The 22,191-nt window shown below is 43.3% G+C and carries 25 protein-coding genes and 1 other RNA gene; 18 read left to right on the top strand and 8 right to left on the bottom strand.

Annotated elements, in window-relative coordinates:
• Window positions 1-169 precede the first annotated feature (169 nt).
• From E5260_RS12690 to E5260_RS12675, 4 genes are all read right to left on the bottom strand, one after another.
• Window positions 170-745 carry an LOG family protein gene (locus E5260_RS12690; protein WP_003640949.1) on the bottom strand — a complete coding sequence of 192 codons (576 nt, stop codon included), beginning with the start codon at window positions 743-745 and terminating at the stop codon, window positions 170-172.
• A gap of 81 nt (window positions 746-826) precedes the next feature.
• Entirely contained in the window at window positions 827-1,837 is a 1,011-nt protein-coding gene (nrdF, locus tag E5260_RS12685) for a class 1b ribonucleoside-diphosphate reductase subunit beta (protein WP_003640950.1), read from the bottom strand.
• Window positions 1,838-1,864: 27 nt separating this feature from the next.
• On the bottom strand, window positions 1,865-4,030 hold the full coding sequence (nrdE, locus tag E5260_RS12680; protein WP_003640951.1) for a class 1b ribonucleoside-diphosphate reductase subunit alpha: 2,166 nt from the start codon (window positions 4,028-4,030) through the stop codon (window positions 1,865-1,867).
• A gap of 138 nt (window positions 4,031-4,168) precedes the next feature.
• Window positions 4,169-4,399, bottom strand: a complete 231-nt coding sequence (locus E5260_RS12675; protein WP_003640952.1) for a redoxin NrdH — start codon at window positions 4,397-4,399, stop codon at window positions 4,169-4,171.
• A gap of 222 nt (window positions 4,400-4,621) precedes the next feature.
• Between E5260_RS12675 and E5260_RS12670 the strand changes: the two genes are divergently transcribed.
• The 7 genes from E5260_RS12670 to E5260_RS12640 all read left to right on the top strand — a co-directional run bounded on the left by E5260_RS12670 (window position 4,622) and on the right by E5260_RS12640 (window position 9,186).
• A complete protein-coding gene (locus tag E5260_RS12670; RefSeq protein ID WP_003640953.1) occupies window positions 4,622-5,230 on the top strand; it encodes a class I SAM-dependent methyltransferase in 609 nt (202 codons plus the stop codon).
• Window positions 5,231-5,232: 2 nt separating this feature from the next.
• A complete protein-coding gene (gene tadA / locus E5260_RS12665; RefSeq protein ID WP_003640954.1) occupies window positions 5,233-5,739 on the top strand; it encodes a tRNA adenosine(34) deaminase TadA in 507 nt (168 codons plus the stop codon).
• A gap of 53 nt (window positions 5,740-5,792) precedes the next feature.
• Window positions 5,793-5,879: signal recognition particle sRNA small type (gene ffs / locus E5260_RS12660), an RNA gene on the top strand.
• A 386-nt stretch (window positions 5,880-6,265) separates the two neighbouring features.
• On the top strand, window positions 6,266-7,975 hold the full coding sequence (gene dnaX, locus E5260_RS12655; RefSeq protein WP_003640955.1) for a DNA polymerase III subunit gamma/tau: 1,710 nt from the start codon (window positions 6,266-6,268) through the stop codon (window positions 7,973-7,975).
• 21 nt (window positions 7,976-7,996) lie between these two features.
• Complete coding sequence (locus E5260_RS12650) at window positions 7,997-8,305, top strand: YbaB/EbfC family nucleoid-associated protein (RefSeq protein ID WP_003640956.1); 309 nt, start codon at window positions 7,997-7,999, stop codon at window positions 8,303-8,305.
• Window positions 8,306-8,320: 15 nt separating this feature from the next.
• Window positions 8,321-8,920, top strand: a complete 600-nt coding sequence (gene recR, locus E5260_RS12645) for a recombination mediator RecR (RefSeq protein WP_003637790.1) — start codon at window positions 8,321-8,323, stop codon at window positions 8,918-8,920.
• A gap of 14 nt (window positions 8,921-8,934) precedes the next feature.
• Window positions 8,935-9,186, top strand: coding sequence for a YaaL family protein (locus E5260_RS12640; RefSeq protein ID WP_003640957.1), 252 nt, complete (start codon window positions 8,935-8,937; stop codon window positions 9,184-9,186).
• Window positions 9,187-9,538: 352 nt separating this feature from the next.
• Here the strand turns inward: E5260_RS12640 and E5260_RS12635 are convergent, their stop codons facing one another.
• Both E5260_RS12635 and E5260_RS12630 read right to left on the bottom strand, forming a co-directional pair.
• On the bottom strand, window positions 9,539-10,318 hold the full coding sequence (locus E5260_RS12635; RefSeq protein WP_003640958.1) for a PTS sugar transporter subunit IIA: 780 nt from the start codon (window positions 10,316-10,318) through the stop codon (window positions 9,539-9,541).
• 200 nt (window positions 10,319-10,518) lie between these two features.
• On the bottom strand, window positions 10,519-11,586 hold the full coding sequence (locus E5260_RS12630) for a BglG family transcription antiterminator (RefSeq protein WP_003640959.1): 1,068 nt from the start codon (window positions 11,584-11,586) through the stop codon (window positions 10,519-10,521).
• Window positions 11,587-11,717: 131 nt separating this feature from the next.
• On the opposite strand from E5260_RS12630, the gene E5260_RS12625 reads away from it, so the two are divergent.
• The 11 genes from E5260_RS12625 (at window position 11,718) to galE (ending at window position 20,122) form a co-directional block, all read left to right on the top strand.
• Window positions 11,718-12,155 carry a PTS sugar transporter subunit IIA gene (locus E5260_RS12625; RefSeq protein WP_003640960.1) on the top strand — a complete coding sequence of 146 codons (438 nt, stop codon included), beginning with the start codon at window positions 11,718-11,720 and terminating at the stop codon, window positions 12,153-12,155.
• Window positions 12,156-12,206: 51 nt separating this feature from the next.
• A complete protein-coding gene (locus E5260_RS12620) occupies window positions 12,207-12,437 on the top strand; it encodes a PTS sugar transporter subunit IIB (protein WP_015825194.1) in 231 nt (76 codons plus the stop codon).
• A gap of 10 nt (window positions 12,438-12,447) precedes the next feature.
• Window positions 12,448-13,710, top strand: a complete 1,263-nt coding sequence (locus E5260_RS12615; RefSeq protein ID WP_003640962.1) for a PTS ascorbate transporter subunit IIC — start codon at window positions 12,448-12,450, stop codon at window positions 13,708-13,710.
• 14 nt (window positions 13,711-13,724) lie between these two features.
• Window positions 13,725-14,363, top strand: coding sequence for a beta/alpha barrel domain-containing protein (locus E5260_RS12610; RefSeq protein ID WP_003640963.1), 639 nt, complete (start codon window positions 13,725-13,727; stop codon window positions 14,361-14,363).
• A gap of 441 nt (window positions 14,364-14,804) precedes the next feature.
• Window positions 14,805-15,470: a dTMP kinase gene (tmk, locus tag E5260_RS12605; protein ID WP_016510978.1), complete on the top strand. Its 666-nt coding sequence runs from the start codon at window positions 14,805-14,807 to the stop codon at window positions 15,468-15,470.
• A complete protein-coding gene (locus E5260_RS12600; RefSeq protein WP_003640965.1) occupies window positions 15,467-15,796 on the top strand; it encodes a cyclic-di-AMP receptor in 330 nt (109 codons plus the stop codon). Before tmk ends, E5260_RS12600 begins: the two co-directional genes overlap by 4 nt.
• Window positions 15,797-15,812: 16 nt before the next feature.
• Window positions 15,813-16,832 (top strand): DNA polymerase III subunit delta', encoded by a 1,020-nt coding sequence (holB, locus tag E5260_RS12595; RefSeq protein WP_003640966.1) that lies wholly within the window; start codon window positions 15,813-15,815, stop codon window positions 16,830-16,832.
• Between the two features lie 24 nt (window positions 16,833-16,856).
• Window positions 16,857-17,204, top strand: coding sequence for a DNA replication initiation control protein YabA (locus E5260_RS12590; RefSeq protein ID WP_003640967.1), 348 nt, complete (start codon window positions 16,857-16,859; stop codon window positions 17,202-17,204).
• Window positions 17,205-17,302: 98 nt separating this feature from the next.
• Window positions 17,303-18,199, top strand: coding sequence for a 16S rRNA (cytidine(1402)-2'-O)-methyltransferase (gene rsmI / locus E5260_RS12585; RefSeq protein ID WP_003640968.1), 897 nt, complete (start codon window positions 17,303-17,305; stop codon window positions 18,197-18,199).
• A gap of 3 nt (window positions 18,200-18,202) precedes the next feature.
• On the top strand, window positions 18,203-18,988 hold the full coding sequence (locus E5260_RS12580; RefSeq protein ID WP_003640969.1) for an acyl-[acyl-carrier-protein] thioesterase: 786 nt from the start codon (window positions 18,203-18,205) through the stop codon (window positions 18,986-18,988).
• A gap of 138 nt (window positions 18,989-19,126) precedes the next feature.
• On the top strand, window positions 19,127-20,122 hold the full coding sequence (galE, locus tag E5260_RS12575; protein ID WP_003643943.1) for a UDP-glucose 4-epimerase GalE: 996 nt from the start codon (window positions 19,127-19,129) through the stop codon (window positions 20,120-20,122).
• A 133-nt stretch (window positions 20,123-20,255) separates the two neighbouring features.
• On the opposite strand, the gene phnW is transcribed toward galE, so the two are convergent.
• Window positions 20,256-21,356: a 2-aminoethylphosphonate--pyruvate transaminase gene (phnW, locus tag E5260_RS12570; RefSeq protein WP_003640971.1), complete on the bottom strand. Its 1,101-nt coding sequence runs from the start codon at window positions 21,354-21,356 to the stop codon at window positions 20,256-20,258.
• A 21-nt stretch (window positions 21,357-21,377) separates the two neighbouring features.
• Entirely contained in the window at window positions 21,378-22,175 is a 798-nt protein-coding gene (gene phnX / locus E5260_RS12565; protein WP_003640972.1) for a phosphonoacetaldehyde hydrolase, read from the bottom strand.
• Between the last annotated feature and the right edge of the window lie 16 nt (window positions 22,176-22,191).

Below are 22,191 nucleotides of genomic sequence, written 5' to 3'. Positions count from 1 at the left end.
TAGTATGTCATAAAGTAAGTATCGTTAATGACATAGCAAAATGCCCCATCACTGCGAGAAGCAATGATGGGGCATTTTATGATGACTTTAGAATTCAGCCGACTAATATGATGAGGGCTGAACTAATTGTGGCAGAAGCACTAGAGCTGTTTTGCGTAGGCTAGATTATTTAGTTCGTATACTTAGGCGGTAACACATGTTTGAAATCATGGAAACCAGCGAAAATTTCATCAAGATCATGCCCATTAATGAATAGGTCGAGGTTAGCCTCGGGGGCAAACCCTAAATCGGCGGTCTTTTGTAGCATGGCGACTAGATCGTCGTAGAAGCCGTCGATGTTGTAGAGCGCAATCGGCTTTTGGTGAATATCCATTTGACTCCAAGATAGCATTTGTAAGAATTCTTCAAAGGTGCCAAACCCGCCAGGTAAAACGATAAAGGCGTCAGCGAGGTGAAGCATCTTTTCCTTGCGTTCGGTCATCGTGCGCGTTTCGATAAAAGTCGTGACGTCCTTAAATGCAAGTTCTCTTGCGACCAGAAAATGCGGGATAATCCCGATAACGCGGCCACCAGCATCCATAGTTGCTTTGGCGACTTTCCCCATTAAACCATGGTCGCCACCGCCATAGACGAGTTGGTAATCATTAGCGGCCAAGTATTGACCGAGTGCCACCGTTTTGTCACTAAATGCGGGATCTAAACCAGAATTAGACCCACAAAAAACACAGATATTATGAATTGCCATTCTAAACTACCCCCAAGATAAAATTTTCTAGCAAAAATGCGGCCCGGATAGGCGCCGCATTTTTGTGAACTAACGTGTTGATTAATCGTCTGGATTACCAATATCGTAGTCGGTGTCTTGCATTGCTTCAACTTGACCCAAGCGGTAACCATTCCCAACTTGTGAGAAGAAGTCATGGTTAGAAGTCCCCGTTGAAATCCCGTTCATGACGACCGGGTTAACGTCTTCCGCAGTATCTGGGAAGAGGGCATCTTGGCCGAGATTCATCAAGGCTTTGTTGGCGTTATAACGACTAAAAGTCAAGACTTCATCAGACCAACCAATTTGATCGTAAACTAAATGAATGTAGTTTTCTTCATTCTCATAGAGTTTGTATAAGAAATCGAACATCCAGTCTTTAAATTCTGCCTGCTGCTTTTCAGAACGGTCTTTGAAGCCTAATTGGAACTTATAACCAATGTAAGTGCCATGGACACTTTCGTCCCGCAAAATCAATTTAATGATTTCGGCAACGTTTGGCAATTGATTGTGCCCCAAGTAGTACAGTGGCGTATAGAAACCAGAATAGAACAGGAAAGTTTCCAAAAAGACGTTTGCAACTTTTTGCTTCAATGGATCTTCGTCGATGTTATCGTAAAGCTTGTAGATCCATTGGGCTTTTGCTTGCAAGAATTCTTCACTGTCACTCCAGTCAAAAATTTCATTAATTTCGTCCGGCGTATTTAATGTTTCAAAAATTGTTGAATAACTCTTTGCATGAACAGATTCCATGAATTGGATGTTATTTAGTACGGCCGTTTCATGTGAGGTTAAGACGTTGCGGCGAAGTGCTTGCAGACCGTCTTGTGATTGTAACGTATCTAGCAGCGTCAAACCGCCGAAAACGTGTCCCACGACCCACCGGTGATCATCATCTAATTCACGCCAGTCTGCCATGTCGTTGGAAACTGGAATCCGGGTGTCTAACCAAAATTGTTCGGTTAACTTTTCCCAAGTACTTTTATCAATTGCATCTGAAACTCGATCCCAGTTAATTGCCTTATAGTTGCCATTACTGAGCAGTTTTTGGTAGTAAGCCAAGTCTGTTGCCATTTGTTATCCTCCTAGAGATCTAAGATACTAAATTACGCAGCTTTCACATTCGTTAACACCGACTTCGCCATCGTCGTCCGTAAAGGTCCGAATATAATAAATCGATTTGATCCCTTTGCGGTAGGCGTAGTTCCGTAAAATGTTTAAGTCCCGCGTGGTCATCTTATCAGTGCGACCATCTTTCCATTCGTATAAGCCAGCTGGAATAGTTGACCGCATGAAGAGGGTCAAGCTCATTCCTTGGTCAACGTGTTGTTGAGCAGCCGCATAGACATCGATAACTTTACGCATATCAGTATCGTATGCTGACTTATAATAGTTAATTGTATCATTAGATAGGTAAGGAGCGGGATAATAAATCTTACCAATTTTCTTTTCTTGTCGTTCTTCGACCCGGTTGATGATTGGGTGTAGGCTGGCAGTCGTATCGTTGATGTACGAGATTGACCCATTTGGGGCGACAGCCATCCGGTTTTGATGATAGAGACCATCACGCATAACGGCTTCTTTGAGGGCTTCCCAATCAGCTTTGGTTGGAATGAAGATACTGTCAAACAGTGCAGCGGTCTTGTCATATTTTGGTTGCCAATCTTGGGTGGTGTACTTGTCAAAGTAAGAACCATCGGCATACTTGGATTTTTCAAAATTAACGAAGGTTTCGTGACGTTCACGCGCAATTTCGTTAGAAGCTTTTAAGGTCCAGTAGTTTAAGAGTAAGAAGTAGATATTGGTAAAGTCAACGGCTTCTTTACTGCCGTATTCCATCTGATTCTTCGCGAAAAAGGCATGGAGCCCCATGGCACCTAACCCAATGGTATGGGCTTGACGGTTCCCTTTTTGGATGGAAGGAACGACGTCGACGTTAGAGTGGTCAGTAACAAAAGTTAACGCGCGCACCATGGCTTCAACAGAATGTCCAAAGTCTGGAGAGGTCATTAAGTTAACAATGTTAGTCGAACCAAGGTTACAACTAATATCAGTTCCCAACTTCTCATACTGTTGTTGGTCATCAATTAATGATGGGGTTTGCACTTGCATCACTTCTGAGCACAAGTTACTCATCACAATTTTACCGTCGATAGGATTTTCGCGGTTCGCGGTATCAATGTTGACGACGTATGGGTAGCCAGATTCTTGTTGTAACTTGCTGATTTCATTTTCAAGGTCACGCGCCTTGATCTTAGTTTTACGGATGTTCGGGTTCTTAACCATATTGTCGTATTCTTTGGTGACATCGACATATGAGAACGGTACCCCGTATTCGCGTTCAACGCCGTAAGGACTGAAGAGATACATATCAGCGTCAGCCTTGATCAACTCGTAAAACTTGTCGGGTACGGTGACACCGAGTGAAAGCGTCTTGAGCCGAATCTTTTCGTCGGCGTTTTCCTTCTTAGCAGAAAGAAAGGCAATAATATCTGGATGAAAGACACTAAGGTAAACGACCCCGGCACCTTGACGTTGACCTAATTGGTTAGAGTAGGAGAAACTGTCTTCTAATAATTTCATGACGGGTACGACCCCACTAGCAGCGCCATCGATATGCTTGATTGGATCACCGGCACCCCGTAAGTTGCTGAGGTTAATACCGACCCCGCCACCGATCCGAGAAAGTTGTAACGCGGAGTTAATCGTCCGGCCGATTGAGTTCATATCATCGGTCGATTGAATCAAGAAGCAAGAAATCAATTCACCACGCCGGGCCCGGCCAGCATTGAGAAAACTGGGGGTGGCTGGTTGATAACGTTGGTGAACGATTTCGTCGGCCAGGTCCATCGCCAAGTCTTCATTACCATCAGCAAAGTAGAGGGCGTTCATTGCCACACGGTCAATAAAGTTTTCCAAGTAATAGTCGCCATCATCCGTCTTTAAGGCGTATTGGGCATAAAATTTGTAAGCCGCCATAAACGTCTTGAAGTGGAAGTCTTGCGACCGCAAGTAATCGTAAAGTTTTTCGATAAAGCTAAAATCATACTTATCAATGGCAGGGGTTTCCAAATAGTCGTGTTCACGTAGGTAGTCAAAGCGCGCCTTAAGACTATCAAATTTCATCGTGTTCGGTTCAACATTTTGTTCAAGGAAAGCGGCAAGTGCCTCCTGATCCTTGTTGAGCGGAATCTGATTGTTAACGGGAATATTGATCTCATTATTTAAGTCGTAATACGTGACGTCTTTTAAATCTTTTAAGGTCATAAGGAATCCTCTTTCTATCAGTATAATTGTGGCTGGCAAAATCGACGACCCACAATCAGTAGGTTGATGATTGTGGGTCGTTTATCATATTTTAAAGGGTAAACCAGCTATGTAACCACGCAAAAAAGCGTGAACAAACTAAACAGCTAATTGTTTTAAAGCATCCGGACGGAAGCCGGCAATGCTGTCTTCGCCATTGATTTCAACGACCGGAACAGCATGGAAACCTTGATTCTTCAGGTAATCGACGTATTCAGGATTCGTATTGATGTTCTTCTCTTCAAAGGCAATATTGTGCGCCGTGAGGAACTTCTTAGTCATCTTGCATTGCATGCAGTTGTTTTTAGTAAATACAGTAACTTTTTTCATTTTTCATCATCCTAACTCGTTTTTCTGATAAATTTAGTATACAACATGTGGTGAAAAAAACAATCAAAAAACACAACATCTAGGGTGTGGTAAAAATCACAAGCCCTAGATGTTGTGTTAGTGTCAGCTTTTAACCGACTAAAAAGTTTTTTAAATTATTTGTGGTTCACTCGCTGAATCAGTTATCATAGATATAGACCAGAAATTTAGAGGAAAATAAATATGACCAACTATTATTATACACACAATCCGGATATTGTGCATGATGAAAAGCAATGGAATTTTGAAATTTTTAATCACTCGTTTAAATTTACGACGGACAACGGTGTCTTCTCCAAGCGTACCGTGGATTACGGCTCACGAACACTACTTGCAGCGTTTGATCCAACTGATTTGCCAGCGGGCCCAATGCTAGATTTGGGAACCGGATATGGTCCCATTGGGATGGCGCTCGCGTATCAATCACCCGAACGAACGGTTGATATGGTCGATGTGAACGAGTTAGCGCTAAGCTTAGCGCGTAAAAATGTTGCTTTGAACCAAATTACGAATACCAATATTTTTACGTCTGATGTCTATCAACAAGTGACCGCGACTAATTACGCGGCGATTGTCACCAACCCACCGGTGCGCGCAGGTAAGGCAGTGGTGGATGCGATGTTAACGGGGGCCGTTTCACGGCTAGTCGTTGGTGGAACACTCACCGTCGTTTTACAGAAAAAGCAGGGCGCACCATCTGCGAAGAAATTGATGCAAACGACCTTTGGTAATTGTCAGGTGATTAAGAAGGACAAAGGGTATTACATCCTACAAAGTGTAAAGGAGGGATAGTCGTGACGGAACCAACAGCGGAAGACTGGATGCAAGAAGCATTACATGAAGCGCGGATGGCCTACTTAATTGGCGAAGTGCCGATTGGGGCCGTGATCGTTCACCAGGGTGAAATTATTGGCCGTGGTCACAATTTACGGGAGCATGGTCAGGATGCAACGATGCACGCGGAAATTATTGCGATTCAGGAAGCTTGCGAATATTTGCATAGTTGGCGATTAGCCGATTGTCAGCTATATGTCACCTTGGAACCATGTTTGATGTGTAGTGGGGCTATTATTAATGCACGGCTACCTGAACTCTACTTTGGTGCCCGTGATCCCAAGGCTGGCGCCGTTCGTAGTTTGTATCAGGTGATGGATGATACCCGGTTAAATCATCAAGTAACGGTTCATGAACGCATCTTGGCACGTCCGGCCGGCGAGATGTTGGAAAACTTCTTCCGTGGGATTCGTAAACGGAAAAAGGCGGCTAAAAAAGCACGACGTGAAGCTGCTGAAAAAAATTAGGCCGATGGCTGGTAATTGTGGCGCAAATCATGTATTATAGTATTTGCCGCAAGGCCAAAAGGCAAGGGTGGATTTACGAATCGTGTCAGGTCCGGAAGGAAGCAGCACTAAGTTTGCTTCATCTTGTGCCTTTTGTTTTTATGAAATGTAACAGCTCTTAGCCATTCGGTTGAGAGCTTTTTATTTAAATTAAATATTGAGTGCTAGTTTTGAACGTGCTGATAGGTTGGTTTATTTTTATTTACCTATTATTCATAGTAGTAATACGTTATTTGGGTGATGCTTTTCAGGCTGATAGTTAAAGCCACTGCTTGTTGAAGGAATAACTAAACGCCTAACAAAGGTGGTTAAAGGCCTGGGCATCGACTCGTTGGCAAGTGCGCTTAGATGCTTAATTTGTATAACCGACACTGATTGTTAGTGGAAGCAGCACAACCAGGAAGCTAACTGTTCAGGACGTTTAAACAATGGCTTATAATAAGTAATGATAACCAAAGTATGACTGATGTAAGAAAGGAAGAATCGCATGTATCGGGCACTATATCGGGTTTGGCGTCCCCAACGCTTTGATGAGATTGTCGGGCAACAGATGATTACCCAGACACTAAAAAATGCCATTATGACCCACCAGACGAGTCATGCGTATCTGTTTACCGGTCCCCGGGGAACTGGGAAAACGTCGGCAGCAAAGATTTTTGCCAAGGCAATTAACTGTCACCATCTTGTTGATGGGGAACCTTGCAATGAATGTGAGACTTGTACGGCGATTACCAAGGGGCAACTAAATGATGTCATCGAAATTGATGCGGCTTCTAATAATGGCGTGGAAGAGATTCGTGATATTCGGGACAAAGCGAAGTATGCTCCAACGCAAGCGGACTATAAAGTCTACATTATTGATGAAGTTCATATGTTATCGACTGGCGCGTTTAATGCGTTGCTCAAAACGCTAGAAGAACCCCCGGCTAACGTTATATTTATCTTAGCGACAACGGAGCCCCATAAGATTCCATTAACGATTATTTCACGGACGCAACGGTTTGATTTTCGGCGGATTACAGCTAAGGATAGCTACGATCGGATGGTGTACATCCTCAATGAGAAGGATGTGACCTATGATGAAAAAGCGCTACGCGTCATTGCAGCGGCTGCTGAAGGTGGAATGCGGGATGCTTTAAGTATTCTGGATCAAGTAATTTCGTTTGGGGATAACACGGTTACGTTGGATGATGCGTTAATGGTGACGGGAAGTGTGACCAAGCAGTTGCTGGCTAACTATGTCAGTGAGGTCACCGACCATGATACGAAGCCGGCACTAGAGACGATGCGACAAATCTTACAAGAAGGTAAAGATGCGAACCGTTTCATTGAAGATTTGATCAGTTATACGCGTGACGTGTTACTCTATCAACAGGCCCCTGAAATGGTCGATAGTGTGGCGATGGGCGAGGATGATCAACAATTTGAAGCATTTGCCAAGCAAATCGATGCTGAAGTCCTGTACCAAATGGTCAAGACGTTGAACGATATTCAACAACAAATGCGGTTCACGACGCACCCCGACGTTTATTTAGAAGTGTTGACGGTCAAGTTAGCTCAGTTGGATGGTCAAGCGGCCGTTCAACCGGCCGTTCAACCGGTAGCTGCGGCAACGGTCAATCCTAAAGATCCCACTGTGCATAAACTGGCACAACAAGTTGAACAGTTGCAAAGCGAGGTCAAAACGTTACGTTCTCAAGGTGGTAGTGTCACTAAACCCGTACCGGCTAAGCCGCGGTCGAGTAATGGCCCGGTTGTTAAGAAGGTTAATGTCAGTCAGATTTATCCTATTCTGGGAGCGGCAACGAAGAATGATCTCATTAAGGTGCGCGATGTTTGGACTGATTTGATGAACATTTTGAGTGTGACGCAGCGGGCCCTAATGCACGTGGCCCAACCAGTTGCGGCCAGTTCAGAAGGTGTTGTGGTTGCGTTTGACTATGCGTTTGTTTATCAAAAAGCGATTGATGACCAGACCTTGATCGATGCACTCGGAAATGGTTTGGATCGGCTGATGGGACAGGCACCCAAGATTGTCTGTGTGCCTAAAGAACAGTGGCCACAAATTCGTAAGGATTATTTGGCCACTCACCAGCCAGGAGGTGCAACATCAGAGCAACAAGCACCGGCCAAAGAACCGGTCGTTGAAGAAGCTAAGAACATGTTCGGTGATTTAGTTGAAGTACAGCCGGACTAAAGACGAAAGGAACTGATAATTATGATGCGTGGAATGGGCAATATGCAAAGTATGATGAAACAAATGAAGAAGATGCAGGCGCAAATGACAGCCGAACAAGCGGCTTTAAATGAACAAACCTTCACGGGTGCGGCGCCAGACGACATGGTCAAAGTCACTTTTACTGGTGATAAGAAGATGAAGGATATTACGATTAACCCTGATGCTGTTGATCCTGATGATGTGGATATGTTACAGGACTTAGTCGTTGCTGCGGTGAACGACGCGTTGACTAAGGTCGATGAACAGACACAAAGTACGATGGGAAAATATACTAAGGGATTACAGTAAAAACGAGGTAAGTACATGCAGTATCCAGAACCAATTGCTAAGTTGATTGATAGTTATATGAAGTTGCCCGGCATTGGTGGCAAGACTGCGACGCGGCTGGCGTTTTATACAATTGATATGAACGGTGATGACGTCACCGAGTTCGCTAAGTCGCTGATTGCGGCCAAACGGGACCTGCATTTTTGTAGTATTTGCGGTAATATCACCGAAGATGATCCGTGTGTGATTTGTAAGGATAAGTCGCGTGATCAAAGCACCGTTCTGGTTGTTGAAGAGGCCAAGGATGTCATGGCAATGGAAAAGATTAAGGAATACAACGGGCTGTATCACGTCTTACATGGGGTATTGTCACCCATTGATGGCAAAGGTCCGGAAGATATCAACATTGCCAGTTTATTGAAACGGCTACAGCAAAATGAAGCCATCAAGGAAGTCATTATTGCCACAAATGCCACGCCTGAAGGTGAAGCAACAGCGATGTACATCTCGCGGTTAGTTAAGCCGGCGGGGATCAAAGTGACCCGATTGGCGCACGGCTTGTCGGTTGGTAGTGATATTCAATATGCGGATGAAATGACCTTATTCAAAGCAGTTGAAGGTCGCCAAGAAATGTAATTGGAGGTGCCACCATGTTTAAACGTAAACAGAAGATCAAGCATCCCAAGGAAGTTTTTGATGAACAGTTATTGTCGACCCTGAATGCCGCTAAGTTGGACTGGGACCGTGCGAAGCAGAACCAAGAAGCGGTCTATGATAATAATACGAGTGAACTAGTTACGCAGACCGCCTTAGCGCGTGCTAAGTATTTATATCTGTATCGTGAAGCACGTTTACGTCAAGTTCATGGGCAGACGATTCAGCGCTCGGTCATTGATAAATAGACTGTTAGTGATTTAAGAGATAACTTGTTTCAAAATAAAAATGTGTGAGGCTTTTGCATAATAGCCTCTAGGCAAATAAATAGGACGAGCAACCGGATTTTGTTGTTCGTCCTATTTATTTATCAACTTGCATCTTTAAAGGGCTTTTTACGAAGTTTAGAGTCTTGCAATAACAGATGATTCTTTAATGGTAGCACGTTGTTCAATAATGTAGGACATGATGTAAGTCGAGGAACACTGCATCCTTTTCTGCTCTTTAGGCAGTTGCTCTTTGTGTGATTCTTTGTAGAGCATGGGACAAGGTGTAACTGAATTATCAAAAAGCTGGGCTTTTACGGAACTCTATTGAGTCTTAATTTGGAAAGCAAGAATCATAAACCATTTGTGCATTGGTTGCGTTCTCAATATTTGCTAACCAATGTGGCTGTTGAAGTAGCTTTACCAACTGTGATAACGCTAAAACATGTTCTGCAGCATCTATTGGAGCGAGTCCGATAATGACATTTATTCTTTTAGCGTGCTTAGTATTTTCATCGTAAATTTTAATTGGTTTTTTTAAGACCAATAGAGACATACCAACTTTTCGAACCCCATCCGCTGGTCGTGCATGGGCTAGCATTACACCATTACCAATGACCATGTAAGGGCCATGTTCTACAGTTGATGCAATAATTGTGTCAATGTAGTGTCGATTAATATAGCCTTTCTTAAATAAGGGAGTAAAGGCATTAATAATTGCATCTTTCCAACTAAGATCGTCCCGTTGGCTAATCAGTATGTTATCAAGTGAGAGTAGTTCTTGTAGGCCAATGCTATTTGTTAATGCAGTTTCTGGAGTTGGTTGGTTTTTGGCGAGTAAATTTGATAACGCAGATTCAAGAGCTACTGGATTACTAATACGAGCATAATCACCGATTATATCCATTAGATTGGTAACGGTCAGTGCATTGTGAGAGGATCTTTTAATGATTTTTAGTGATATCAGTGCTTGGTTAATTTGTTGCCATTGTATCTTTGTGGGAATTGGTGCAACGACAATTGTTGGTACAGGGTAACTATCTGTTAATTTAATAGTGCTAATAATTAGTTTAATGTTTCTGGAATGACTGTTTTTAAGTTTGAAAACGCTCATAGGCTCCGAAAATTTAACATTAGGGTATCGTTGACGTAATTCTTCGTGTAGAACTTTCGAGGTTCCAATGCCACTAGAACAAACTACGTCAACCGCGTAATCTGGTTTGTTTTCTTTTCGTAATATGCCTCCGAAATAAATTGCGACGAGTGTAACTTCTTCATCTGATAGTCTCTGGTCAATTAGGTCTTCAAAGGGTTTTAGAGAAAGACGTGTAAAAAAATCAATTCATTGTACTGCTTCATAATTATGCTTAAGCTAGGTTGTTTAAACGTAATTTGATACTTAACACGATAGTAAGTAGATAAAAGATGTGTTAACAAGGGTACCTCTAAAGATTCTACAGAGATTTGAGAGCCAGAAACATCATTAAATCGACGAATGATTTGTCTAACAATAGGCGCTAATTTATGAGCTAGCTTATTATCGGGATTAATGTGAATAAACTGACCGCTTTTTACTAAGTAGGTGATGAACAGCTGCTCGTTTACGTTATAAATCTGATAATGGCATAAAAATGCTTTTGCCCAGTTATTAATGATGCTAACTTGTTCAGACATATTAGCATCGTTTTGTTTTAATTCAAAACTATGATTTGTGAGAAGTCGGTTCAGATACCAAGAAAAGAAGGTTATTAGGATTGTTAAAGTATCATCACTAAAATAATTTCCAGTGTCCGTTTCTAGTGTACGCAGAAAATGTGTAATTTCGAGAGACGTATTGGGATCAATTTTTAAGGCGCTATTTATTAATGGGCCGTTCTCGCCTAGAACTGTTAAAAACCAATTTCGTTGATTGCGTTCCGTACCTGTTAGAGAAGTACCATTTGTTCCTGAAATTATCGTAAGACCATAGTTTAGAGCAGTTACTTTCAAAGCTTTTAAATCTGAGACAGCAGTATGATGTGTAATGTGAAAGCGTCGTTGATTATTTTCTAATGAAACATATTCGTGATTAATCAAGGATAGCATGGTTAGAAGTTTCCGATCACGCTGGGAGAAAACCTGACTGATTGTTTTTGAATCTGAGAATTCTTTCAATAAAGTGTGCTTTGTGTCATCAGAAAGATGATAACCAACCCCCTTTACGTTTTGAATAGTGTCTAAATCATTATCGTCTAGATAATGATTTATTTTTTTTAAAGCGTAAAAGAAGGTTCTTCGTGAGATATGTAATACTTCATGAATTCGATTGAAATCTACGTAGGAACTTGGTTGAAGTAAGAGTTCTAAAATATCTTCTCCGTGCTTAATATCATTAACTTCCATAGGCTATATACCCCCTTAACATCTAGTAGTGTAACGATTGCACTAATTTACCTGCAATTATTGCACTTGTAAGCGCTTTTATCAAGAGTAGACTTAACTTTGTTAAATGAAATGAAGTAGGAGGTGAAAAGATGCAATTACTTGATTCAAGTTTAGTTCAATTGGATGTAACGGTTGACAGTTGGCAATCTGCGATTAGATGTGCAGCGGAGCCATTAGTCAAGAATAAGTTTGTGACTAAAGAGTATCCTGAGCGTGTCATTGAAATTGCTGAAAAGGATGGTCCCTATATTGTAATTGCACCACACATAGCGTTATCACACGCTGCTGTATCTGATGGGGCCTTAAAAAATGGTCTTGGACTTACTGTCTTAACTGAGCCGGTTAAGTTTGGAAATAAGGTTAATGATCCAGTAAGTCTTGTTTTTACACTTAGTTCAGTTGGCGATGATATTCACTTAAGTCAAATGGCTGCTTTAGTTAATGTGCTCCAAAAAACAAGAGTAATTGAAAAAGTAACTCGATCTAACGATGTTAACGAGGTTATAGATTTATTTAATGAAAGGTGATTAATTATGAAAGTTTTAGTAACGTGTCGCAACGGAATGGGTACCAGTACTATGTTAACAGTTCAGGTTAGGAATGTTGCTAGTAAAAATGGTTGGGATGTTGATTGTGAACATGCCAGTTTAGATGCAGTTGGTAGTTTTCGTGGGGACTTAATTATTTCATTAAGTGATGTTGCTAAAGAGTTGGAGGATGAAGGCGTAAAAACACCAATTATTGGTATTGACAGCTTAATGGATTCTAATGAAATTGAACGAAAGATGACACCGTATATTGGAAAGTAGGTTATAATCCATGCTTAAGTTCTTAATCAGTCTATTCAGTAGTCCAGCAATTTTACTAGGTGCTGTTGCATTCATCGGTTTGGTTAGTCAAAAAGGGAAAGACGCAACGGATGTTACTAAAGGAACTATTAAAACAATTGTTGGTTTCTTAATTTTCCAGATTGGTGCCAGCACAATCACGACTACGCTACAATCATTTAATGTTTTGTTCAAAGAAGGATTCCATATTCATGGTGTTATTGCAGCGCCAGAAGCTGCAACTGCAATGGCGCAAGGTAAGTATGGGTTTGTTGTTGCGTTAACATTGATATTAGGCTTTGCAATGAATTTAGTTTTTGCACGAATTACACCATTTAAAAACATCTTTTTCACAGGTGGTCATAGTTTGTTTTTTGCTTGTGTATTAGCTTTAATTCTCAAATTTGAAGGATTAAATGATCTTTGGGCAATCATATTTGGTGGTGCGATTTTAGGATTTTGTTCTACGGCGCTACCAGCTCTTTGTCAGCCGTTTATGCGAAAAATCACAGGCGGTGATGCACAAGCGATTGGTCATTTTAACATGATTGGTTATGCAACTTCTGGTTTGGTTGGGACGCTCTTTAAAAAACACGCAGATGAAACCACTGAAAATATTAAATTTCCAAAGTTTTTGTCTCTATTTAAAGATTTCATTATCGGTGTGGCAATCGTGATGTTGATTATGTTCTATATAGCAACGTTTGCCGCGGGTCAAGTTGCAACTGCTAAAATTTCTGGTGGCGTTCATTGGCTAGTGTTCCCGTTGATTCAGGCTTTAACTTTTACTGCGGCGATGAGTGTTCTGATGTATGGTGTTGGGATGTTTCTTGAAGAAATTACGAATGCTTTCGTTGCAATCTCGACTAAATACATTCCAGGATCCCGCCCTGCACTTGATGTACCAACTATTTTTCCATACGCTCCAACGGCTGTCCTTGTTGGCTTTATTGGTTCTTACGCGGCCGGGTTATTGGGCATTGTCATTATGACCGTATTTCATTTTTCAACAGTTATTATACCTGCAGCACATATTTGTTTCTTCTCTGGTGGTGCAGCGGGAGTGTTTGGCAATTCAACTGGTGGTTGGCGTGGTGCGTTAGCAGGCTCCTTTGTCATGGGACTAATGCTATCCTTCTTACCACTCTTACTATTACCAGTACTCCAACAAATGGGGATTCAAGGCTCAACATTTCCTAATGTTGATTACAATGTTATTGGTATTTTACTCAAACAAGTATTTAGTATTTTTTAAAATGAGGTATTCATATGGATATGCAAAAGGCAGAAATTACAAAAGAAATTCGCGATTATGGCATTATGTCAGTTGTTCGTGCAGACGTTCAAACTTCACTAAATATTGCTGAGGCGGGGTTAAAAGGTGGTGTAAAGCTAATTGAATTAAGCTTTACGGTTCCAACGGCGCAGGAATCAATAAAACAAGTCAAAAAAAATTTTCCGGAGATCATTATCGGGGCAGGGACTGTTTTAGACGCGGTCACTGCTAGAATAGCCATCTTAAGTGGGACGGACTTTATCTTATCCCCTGAATTTGATAAAGATGTTGCGTTGATTTGCAACCGCTATCAAGTTCCCTACTTACCAGGGTGCAATACGGTTACTGAGGCTGTAGAAGCAATGACCTATGGTGCAGCTTTTATTAAAGTCTTCCCAGGCTCAGCGATTGACGGTCCAAAGTGGATTAATACTGTTAAAACGCCTATTCCCAACATGCCAATCCTTGCTTCTGGCGGTGGAAATTTTGATAATTTTAATGATTTTCTCGATGCTGGCGCTGACTGTGTGGCATTTGGTGGCTTGTTAGCTAATGGGAGTCTTCAACAGATTGAAAGTAACGCTCATAAATTAACTGAACAGTTAGAGGCTTACAGAAAGAACAAAGCTTAATATTAAACTAAGCAAAGCGTCCGTGACATGATGTAGCCTCTATACAAGTAAATAGGGTGAAAAACTGAATTTTAGTTTTTCTGATAGAATGATTCAGATTTTCTGGGTAACCTTTTCAATGCTCTTACTGGAAATTGACTGAACGCCCAGTAGTCATTATTTTACTAAATACTGGTTCAACGACAGTCTTATATGATATCAAAAGTAGGTATGGAGCATCCACTAATGAATAACAAACTAAAATCGGTATTTATCAATCGTGGGTAGTACTATCTAATAACTTTTTAGCAATTCACCGAATAAATCATCAAAACCACAATTGGTAGTAGCCGACCCACGTAAAAATCGTGAAAAAGTACCCTCACTAGTGGTAACCGTATTAGACAGGTACTCAAAAATCAAGTACAATTGCTACATATAAGAAAATAGATGGGATTGGGAATGTTGACAGGAAAATTAGTTACTTTTGAAGGGCCAGACGGTGCCGGCAAAACGTCAGCTTTAAACGCGATTGTGGCCAAATTACAGCCACAATTAGGGGATCGCTTAGTTGTGACGCGTGAACCGGGCGGGAATCAAATCTCAGAAGCAATTCGAAAAATCATTTTAGACCGTCATAATACAGCGATGGACGACCGTACGGAAGCGTTACTCTATGCGGCAGCACGGCGACAACATATCGTCCAAACCATTCAACCAGCATTGCAGAACGACCAACTTGTCTTGTGTGATCGCTACATCGATAGCTCGGTCGCTTATCAGGGGGCCGGTCGTGGTATTGGGGAACAAGCGGTTTATGATATGAATCAGTTCGCGACCGCGGGGCTAACCGCAGATTTAACGTTGTATTTTGACGTAGATGCTGCCGTTGGATTAAACCGCATTCAACAACATCGCCAAAATGAAATTAATCGCTTGGACGTGGAAGCCTTAAGTTTCCATCACCGGGTGCAAGCAGCGTATTTGAGATTACTGGCTGATCATCCTGACCGTATCAAGCGCGTCGATGCAAGTCAGCCATTGGACCAAGTTGTGACGCAGGCCTTAGAGATTATGGCGTCACAGTTACCGGCTTATGTGGCATCCAAGGGAGGGGAAGACCAATGAAATTAATTATTGCAATCGTTCAAGATAAGGACAGTAACCGGTTGAGCAGCCAGTTCATTGAAGCCAATGTTCGGGCCACGAAGCTCTCAACGACGGGGGGCTTCCTACGTTCAGGTAATACCACTTTTATGATCGGTATTGATGATGACCGTGTGGATGAAGTTTTAGCCATGATTAAAGAAACGAGTCATGCGCGGGAACAGTTTATGACACCACCAGTCAATCTAGACGTGACGATGGATGGCGCAGCTGCCTATCCAGTTGAAGTTCAAGTCGGTGGTGCCACGGTCTTTGTTCTACCAATTGAACAATTTCACCAATTTTAATGAAGGATGATTATTAATGGCAACAACCGAGTCATTTGCGCAAACGTTAGCGGCGAAACAGCCCCGCTTATTAGCGGCATTTAAACACATCATCGCCCAGAACCATCTGGCCCACGCGTACTTATTCGCGGGGATGGAAGGCGCTGGACAACCAGAACTGGCCCATTGGATTGCGCAACGGTTGTTCTGCCTGCATATTAATGATGGTGAACCAGATGGCACTTGTGAGGAGTGCGTCCGGATTGCTAATGGGTCGCACCCTGATATTGTGACAGTGGCTCCCGAGGGTCAGCGAATTCACGTTGATCAGGTTCGTTACTTAAAAGCTGAATTCTCTAAGAGTGCGGTCGAAGGTAACCGGAAACTGTTCATCATTAATGATGCGGAGAAGATGACAGCGAGTGCTGCCAATAGCTTATTGAAGTTTATTGAGGAGCCAAGTGGTAACGTCACGGCCTTGTTATTAACGACTAATAAGCAACTGATGCTACCAACGATTATTTCACGAACCCAGGTGATCGAATTCCCACCATTAAATGCGCAGGCGTTACAGCAGACGTTTGAACAGGCCGGGATTGCGCCAAACCAAGCACAGATGTTACGGGGCCTGACAAATAGCGTGACCCAGGCGCAGGCGTTGCTAGCGGATGATTGGTTACCACAAGCTGCGCAAGCATTGTGGCGGTGGTTTGACCAGGCTGTTAAGGGTGACCCACGGAGTTTTGTGGCTGTGCAGGTCAATTTAGTTGGTTTGGCTAAGGACGCTGATCATCAGCTGGTTATGTTGGATTTAATTGCGGCCTTGTTCCAAGATCTATTGCAATTACATTTTGAGGTGGCAACGACAGCGTTAACCTTTGGTCAGTACCAAAAAGAATTGGCCGGGTTAACGGCTGAAGTCAGCGATGAGCAGTTGATTGCGGCGACAGAACTAGCTTTAACGGCCAAGCGCCAGCTAGCTAGCAATATTAGTTTTCAAAATGTCTTAGAAGGCTTAACGTTAAAGTTATGGCCGATTTTTCAAACAAACGCTTAAATAAAGGAAAACGAGGGTGAGCGCGTGGATAAGCGTGATTTATACGATAGTTTCGGTGAGATGGAACAACAGATGCAACAAATGCTAGACAAAATGGCCAAGTTACGCGCCGATATGACAACGGTGTTAGAGAAAAACGCGGAATTGGTCATTGAAAATGAACATTTACGTGAACACATGGTCGAAATTGAAAATGAATTGCCGAAAAAAGCGGCTAGCACGACCACGCTCTCAAAGTCACGGCAAAACTTGGAAAAACTCTATGATGAGGGCTTCCACGTCTGCAACCAGTTTTACGGCAAACGGCGTGACGATGACGAATCCTGCGTTTTTTGTTTGGAAGTCATTTATGGTGAACGTGAACGCGCATAGTCGAAAAAGTCTGGGAGTAGTCCCAGACTTTTTGTGCTTTTCACCACGAGTCACTCATAGGAACAAGTCACGGTCGAGAGGATTGTTAGGAGGACGTTTTGGAAACACAACAAAGTTTTGCAGATCATGCGGGTATCGGGACCTTGTACTTAGTACCGACGCCAATTGGCAACTTACAGGATATGACTTATCGGGCAGTGGCGACGCTTAAAACGGTTGACCTAATTGCCGCAGAAGATACCCGGAATACCCAAAAGTTATTGAATCATTTTGAAATTACAACGAAACAAATTAGCTTTCATGAACATAACACCCAAGAACGGATTCCCCAGTTAATTGAAAAATTACAGACGGGCGTTAACTTAGCACAAGTTAGCGATGCGGGGATGCCGTCAATCAGTGATCCCGGCAAAGAACTTGTGGCAGCCTGCATTGCCGCGAATATTCCAGTCGTGCCACTACCAGGTGCCAATGCCGGCCTGACTGCGCTGATTGCTTCTGGCCTAGTGCCACAGCCATTTTATTTCTACGGCTTTTTACCGCGTAAGAAGAATGAACAAAAAGCTGATTTAGCTAAATTGGCTCGGCGACATGAAACAGTGGTCTTGTACGAATCGCCATTCCGTGTTGCCAAGACCTTGACCCTCCTAGCGACCGTCTGTGAAGGGACGCGGCCAATTGTGGCGTGCCGGGAATTGACTAAGCGTTACGAGGAATTCGCGCGTGGAACCTTGGCTGAAATGGTGACGTGGGCGCAGGATCATCAGTTAAAGGGCGAATTTGTCCTTTTGATCGGTGGTAATCCGGATAAGGATGAACCAGAAACAACGGATGAATTGGCACAGTTGCCAGTCAAAGACCAAGTCGAAGCGTTGATTGCAGCCGGAGATAAGCCCAACGTGGCCATTAAGACGATTGCGAAGCGACGAAATATTCCCCGGCAAAGCGTTTATAATCAATTTCATGAACTAAATACCAACGATGAGGAGTCTTGATGAATGGCAACTTTAGGCGCAAATGCGAGTCTTTACAGTGAACAGCACCGGATTACGTATTATGAATGTGACCGCACTGGTCGCGCAACCTTAACGACATTAATTGATATTGCCGTACTGGCATCAGAGGATCAAAGCGACGCCCTTGGTTTAACGACGGAAATGGTGCAAAGCCATGGTGTCGGTTGGGTCGTCACGCAATATGCCATTGATATTACACGGATGCCCCGCCAAGACGAAGTCGTTACGATTGCCGTTCGGGGTAGTGCTTATAATCCATATTTTGCTTACCGTGAATTTTGGATTCGGGACGCAGATGGTCAACAGTTGGCCTATATTACGAGTATCTGGGTCATGATGAGTCAAACGACCCGGCGAATCGTAAAAATTTTACCAGAACTGGTCGCGCCGTATCAGTCGGAAGTCGTCAAGCGCATTCCGCGCTTGCCACGACCGATTAGTTTTGAAGCGACCGATACAACGATTACGAAGCCGTACCATGTCCGCTTCTTTGACATTGATCCCAACCGGCATGTTAATAATGCACACTATTTTGATTGGCTCGTAGATACGCTACCCGCGACGTTCTTGCTTCAACATGATTTAGTTCACGTTGACGTTCGCTATGAAAATGAAGTCAAGTACGGGCAAACGGTGACTGCTCATGCGAACATCTTACCGAGCGAAGTGGCCGATCAGGTCACGACGAGTCATTTGATCGAAGTTGATGATGAGAAGTGTTGTGAGGTCACGATTCAATGGCGGACTTTACCAGAGCCGATTCAGTAATTTGCTGGGTTGGTATTTACACTAGTGTGTTAATGATGTGATCGTGAGCGACTTGGTCGATTAGAACGCACGTTTTTATTAGAGTCGCTGGCGATTCAGTATGCTATGATTAATACATCCATACAGGGGAGGTTCATTATGTCAATTTTAGTTTTAGGGGGAGCTGGCTACATTGGTTCTCACATGGTCGATCGGTTAGTAGAACACGGTACGGACGTCGTGGTCGTTGATAATTTGGTCACGGGACACCGTGCTGCTGTTAATTCGGCGGCCAAGTTTTATCAGGGTGATTTGCGGGATGCGGATTTTTTGAATCACGTTTTTGATACTGAGGACATTGAAGCTGTCGTGCATTTTGCCGCCTTTTCAATCGTACCAGAATCAATGAGTAAGCCACTGAAGTACTTTGATAACAATACTGGTGGGATGATCACGTTACTTGAAACGATGCAGGCCCATGATGTGAAGCAAATCGTCTTCTCATCAACGGCCGCTACTTATGGGACACCTAAGCAGATTCCAATTAAAGAAACTGATCCACAGTTACCAATCAACCCGTATGGCGCCAGCAAGTTAATGATGGAACAAATTATGCACTGGGCGGACGTTGCCTATGGTATTAAGTTTGTCGCGTTACGTTACTTTAACGTTGCGGGTGCCAAGCCAGATGGCAGTATTGGCGAAGATCATGGCCCCGAAACACATCTGGTTCCAATCATTTTACAAGTTGCGCAAGGAAAACGCGATGAACTTAAAATCTTCGGCGATGACTATAATACGCCGGATGGGACGAATGTGCGTGACTATGTGCATGTTGTCGACTTAGCTGATGCACATATCTTGGCTTTGAAGTACTTGGCTGCAGGAAATGACAGTAATGCCTTTAACCTGGGTTCTTCAACTGGTTTCTCTAACAAACAAATGTTAGCGGCTGCTCGTGAAGTTACCGGGCAACCAATTCCAGCTAAGCTAGCACCACGGCGGCCTGGTGATCCAGACTCATTGGTTGCGGCGAGTGATAAGGCGCGTGACGTGCTAGGTTGGCAACCAAATTATGACAATGTTAACGATATTATTGAAACAGCGTGGGCTTGGACGCAGAAGCATCCCAATGGCTACGATGATCGTGACTAGTATCGGTTAGCTGATAATTGAAAGCGGCTTTGAAATCTCGTCAATAGATTTCAAAGCCGCTTTTGTGGTCGTCAAAAAAGGTGCATGTCAGGATTGAGTCCTTGGCACGCACCTTTTAGATTGATCAATGCAGTTAGCGGTGAAGTTGTTGATAATCACCGATAATTGTTAAGAGTCGTTGAATATCAGTTGTATCAACATCACCGATGGTACCAATTCTGAAGCTAGGGATATTTGAAACCTTCCCAGGATAAATGACGAAGCCGCGTTGCTTGATGAACTGATAGAAGTCAGCAAAATCAAAGTCGACGTTCGGGTATTTGAATGACGTAATGATGGGCCCTTGAATGGCTGGATCAATCACTAATTCAAAACCTAGCGCTTGTAAGCCGTCGCTAAGGAGTTGTTGACTAGCATGGTAACGTTGGTAGCGTGGTGTCACGCCGCCTTCTGCTTGCAATTCAATGAGTGCTTGCGCAAAGGCATGTACCACGTGGGTTGGCGAAGTGAAGCGCCATTTTCCTGGTTGCTTGGTCATGGCTTGCCATTGGTCGTAGAGATCTAGACAAAGTGAACGAGCGTTGTCAGCAGTGTGGGCCAAGGTCGCTTGTTTTGCAATGATGAACGCAAAACCGGGCACGCCTTGCACACACTTGTTGGCACTACTAATCAAGTAGTCACAATCCAATTCATCAATGCTAATCGGGACGCCACCTAAACTGGACATGGCATCGATGATCGTTACGATCCCGTGTTCATGCATGATAGGCATTAAGGCTTCGATTGGGTTGAGAATCCCAGTTGTCGTTTCGCTATGAACGGTTGCGAAGTGGGTAATCTCCGGATGATCAGCTAAGGTTGCTTCAATCCGAACCGGATCGACGGCTTCATCTTCGTTGAACACAACGTCGATATGTGGAATATCGTAATATTCTGCAATTTGACTGATCCGATGCCCATATGCGCCGTTAATGGCAATCATTAAAGTTGCATCGGTCCGTGGTACTGCTGTGCCAATGGTGGCCTCAACACCAAAACTGCCGCTTCCTTGTAGTAGGACGGTCGTATAGTTTTCTGGATTGGCTTGGGCCATAGCTAAGATTTGTTGCCGAATGGTTTCGGTGACGTGCCGATAGTCACTATCCCAAGTACAATAATCAATTTGCATTGCGTCCTTAACACTGGCAGTCGTACTGAGTGGACCGGGTGTTAGGAGTAAATAAGGTTGTTTCATAAAAATCGGGCTCCTTGTCTGCTAATGATCAGTGGCAACCGGTTGATTGATTTGATCAAGCAATGCCGGTAATTCAGCCATCGATTGTAAAATGTAATCGGCACCAGCGCGTTGATAAGCGGCAGTGACGTGGGCTCGTCGTTCAGCTTGTTCGGCGGGGCTAAGGGCGTTGAAGGCTAACTCAGAAAGTCCCATGATGTTGCTACCATCAATAATCCCTACAGAGACTGCGTCGGCGTTGTTGCCTTCTAAGATATCATTAACGGAATCCCCAATTTTCATGACGGTTGTTGGATCGATGATTGTGAGCTGTTCAGCTGCTAACGCAAGCATTGCCGGCGCTGGTCGACCAACACCACCAGTTTGTTCTGAAGTGATGTTGACGGCGGGACGATAGCCTTGCTTAGCTGCAATCGGTAAGACCAGAGCTAACATTTCAGCGTCATAGCCGGTGGTCGTGCCATAGCTGATATTGTGAGCGGTCAAATAGTCAATTACAGCTGACATGCCGGGCTTTAATTGTCCGAATTCAGTCAGGGAGCTAAGCAAGATTGCCTTGAAGTTGCTAAAGATTTGATTGCAGTCGTCTTCAGTCGGTAAGACTTGGAAACGCGCCTGCCAGTCGTTTTGAACGGCCGGTAAATCCATGATTTTATGGATATGGGTGTACTTATCTAGTCCCATATCTTGGCGAATCTCAGCTTCAGAGATTTGAATACCAACGTTGGCAAAGGCTTTTTGGAAAGCCACGATGGGCGCCCGGCTGCCATAGTCAATGGTCGTGCCGGCCCAGTCAAAAATTACTGCTTTAATTGTCATTGATGAAAACTCCTTT

Origin of the sequence: Lactiplantibacillus plantarum (genome assembly GCF_014131735.1) — a bacterium.
In the GTDB taxonomy this organism is placed as follows: Bacteria; Bacillota; Bacilli; order Lactobacillales; family Lactobacillaceae; genus Lactiplantibacillus; species Lactiplantibacillus plantarum.
The sequence above is the reverse complement of the archived record's forward strand: the minus strand, read 5'-3'. Positions and strand labels throughout refer to the sequence as shown.

Excerpts from the sequence above, each read along its gene's own strand:
- E5260_RS12675 (WP_003640952.1), bottom strand. The coding sequence starts at position 4,399 with ATGAAAAAAGTTACTGTATTTACTAAAAACAACTGCATGCAATGCAAG.
- E5260_RS12610 (WP_003640963.1), top strand. The coding sequence starts at position 13,725 with ATGGATATGCAAAAGGCAGAAATTACAAAAGAAATTCGCGATTATGGC.
- E5260_RS12630 (WP_003640959.1), bottom strand. The coding sequence starts at position 11,586 with ATGGAAGTTAATGATATTAAGCACGGAGAAGATATTTTAGAACTCTTA.
- tmk (WP_016510978.1), top strand. The coding sequence starts at position 14,805 with ATGTTGACAGGAAAATTAGTTACTTTTGAAGGGCCAGACGGTGCCGGC.
- E5260_RS12615 (WP_003640962.1), top strand. The coding sequence starts at position 12,448 with ATGCTTAAGTTCTTAATCAGTCTATTCAGTAGTCCAGCAATTTTACTA.
- nrdF (WP_003640950.1), bottom strand. The coding sequence starts at position 1,837 with ATGGCAACAGACTTGGCTTACTACCAAAAACTGCTCAGTAATGGCAAC.
- holB (WP_003640966.1), top strand. The coding sequence starts at position 15,813 with ATGGCAACAACCGAGTCATTTGCGCAAACGTTAGCGGCGAAACAGCCC.
- nrdE (WP_003640951.1), bottom strand. The coding sequence starts at position 4,030 with ATGACCTTAAAAGATTTAAAAGACGTCACGTATTACGACTTAAATAAT.
- phnX (WP_003640972.1), bottom strand. The coding sequence starts at position 22,175 with ATGACAATTAAAGCAGTAATTTTTGACTGGGCCGGCACGACCATTGAC.
- E5260_RS12690 (WP_003640949.1), bottom strand. The coding sequence starts at position 745 with ATGGCAATTCATAATATCTGTGTTTTTTGTGGGTCTAATTCTGGTTTA.
- galE (WP_003643943.1), top strand. The coding sequence starts at position 19,127 with ATGTCAATTTTAGTTTTAGGGGGAGCTGGCTACATTGGTTCTCACATG.
- E5260_RS12650 (WP_003640956.1), top strand. The coding sequence starts at position 7,997 with ATGATGCGTGGAATGGGCAATATGCAAAGTATGATGAAACAAATGAAG.
- phnW (WP_003640971.1), bottom strand. The coding sequence starts at position 21,356 with ATGAAACAACCTTATTTACTCCTAACACCCGGTCCACTCAGTACGACT.
- E5260_RS12635 (WP_003640958.1), bottom strand. The coding sequence starts at position 10,318 with ATGAGCGTTTTCAAACTTAAAAACAGTCATTCCAGAAACATTAAACTA.
- E5260_RS12580 (WP_003640969.1), top strand. The coding sequence starts at position 18,203 with ATGGCAACTTTAGGCGCAAATGCGAGTCTTTACAGTGAACAGCACCGG.
- recR (WP_003637790.1), top strand. The coding sequence starts at position 8,321 with ATGCAGTATCCAGAACCAATTGCTAAGTTGATTGATAGTTATATGAAG.
- E5260_RS12600 (WP_003640965.1), top strand. The coding sequence starts at position 15,467 with ATGAAATTAATTATTGCAATCGTTCAAGATAAGGACAGTAACCGGTTG.
- E5260_RS12640 (WP_003640957.1), top strand. The coding sequence starts at position 8,935 with ATGTTTAAACGTAAACAGAAGATCAAGCATCCCAAGGAAGTTTTTGAT.
- E5260_RS12625 (WP_003640960.1), top strand. The coding sequence starts at position 11,718 with ATGCAATTACTTGATTCAAGTTTAGTTCAATTGGATGTAACGGTTGAC.
- E5260_RS12670 (WP_003640953.1), top strand. The coding sequence starts at position 4,622 with ATGACCAACTATTATTATACACACAATCCGGATATTGTGCATGATGAA.
- dnaX (WP_003640955.1), top strand. The coding sequence starts at position 6,266 with ATGTATCGGGCACTATATCGGGTTTGGCGTCCCCAACGCTTTGATGAG.
- E5260_RS12620 (WP_015825194.1), top strand. The coding sequence starts at position 12,207 with ATGTTAACAGTTCAGGTTAGGAATGTTGCTAGTAAAAATGGTTGGGAT.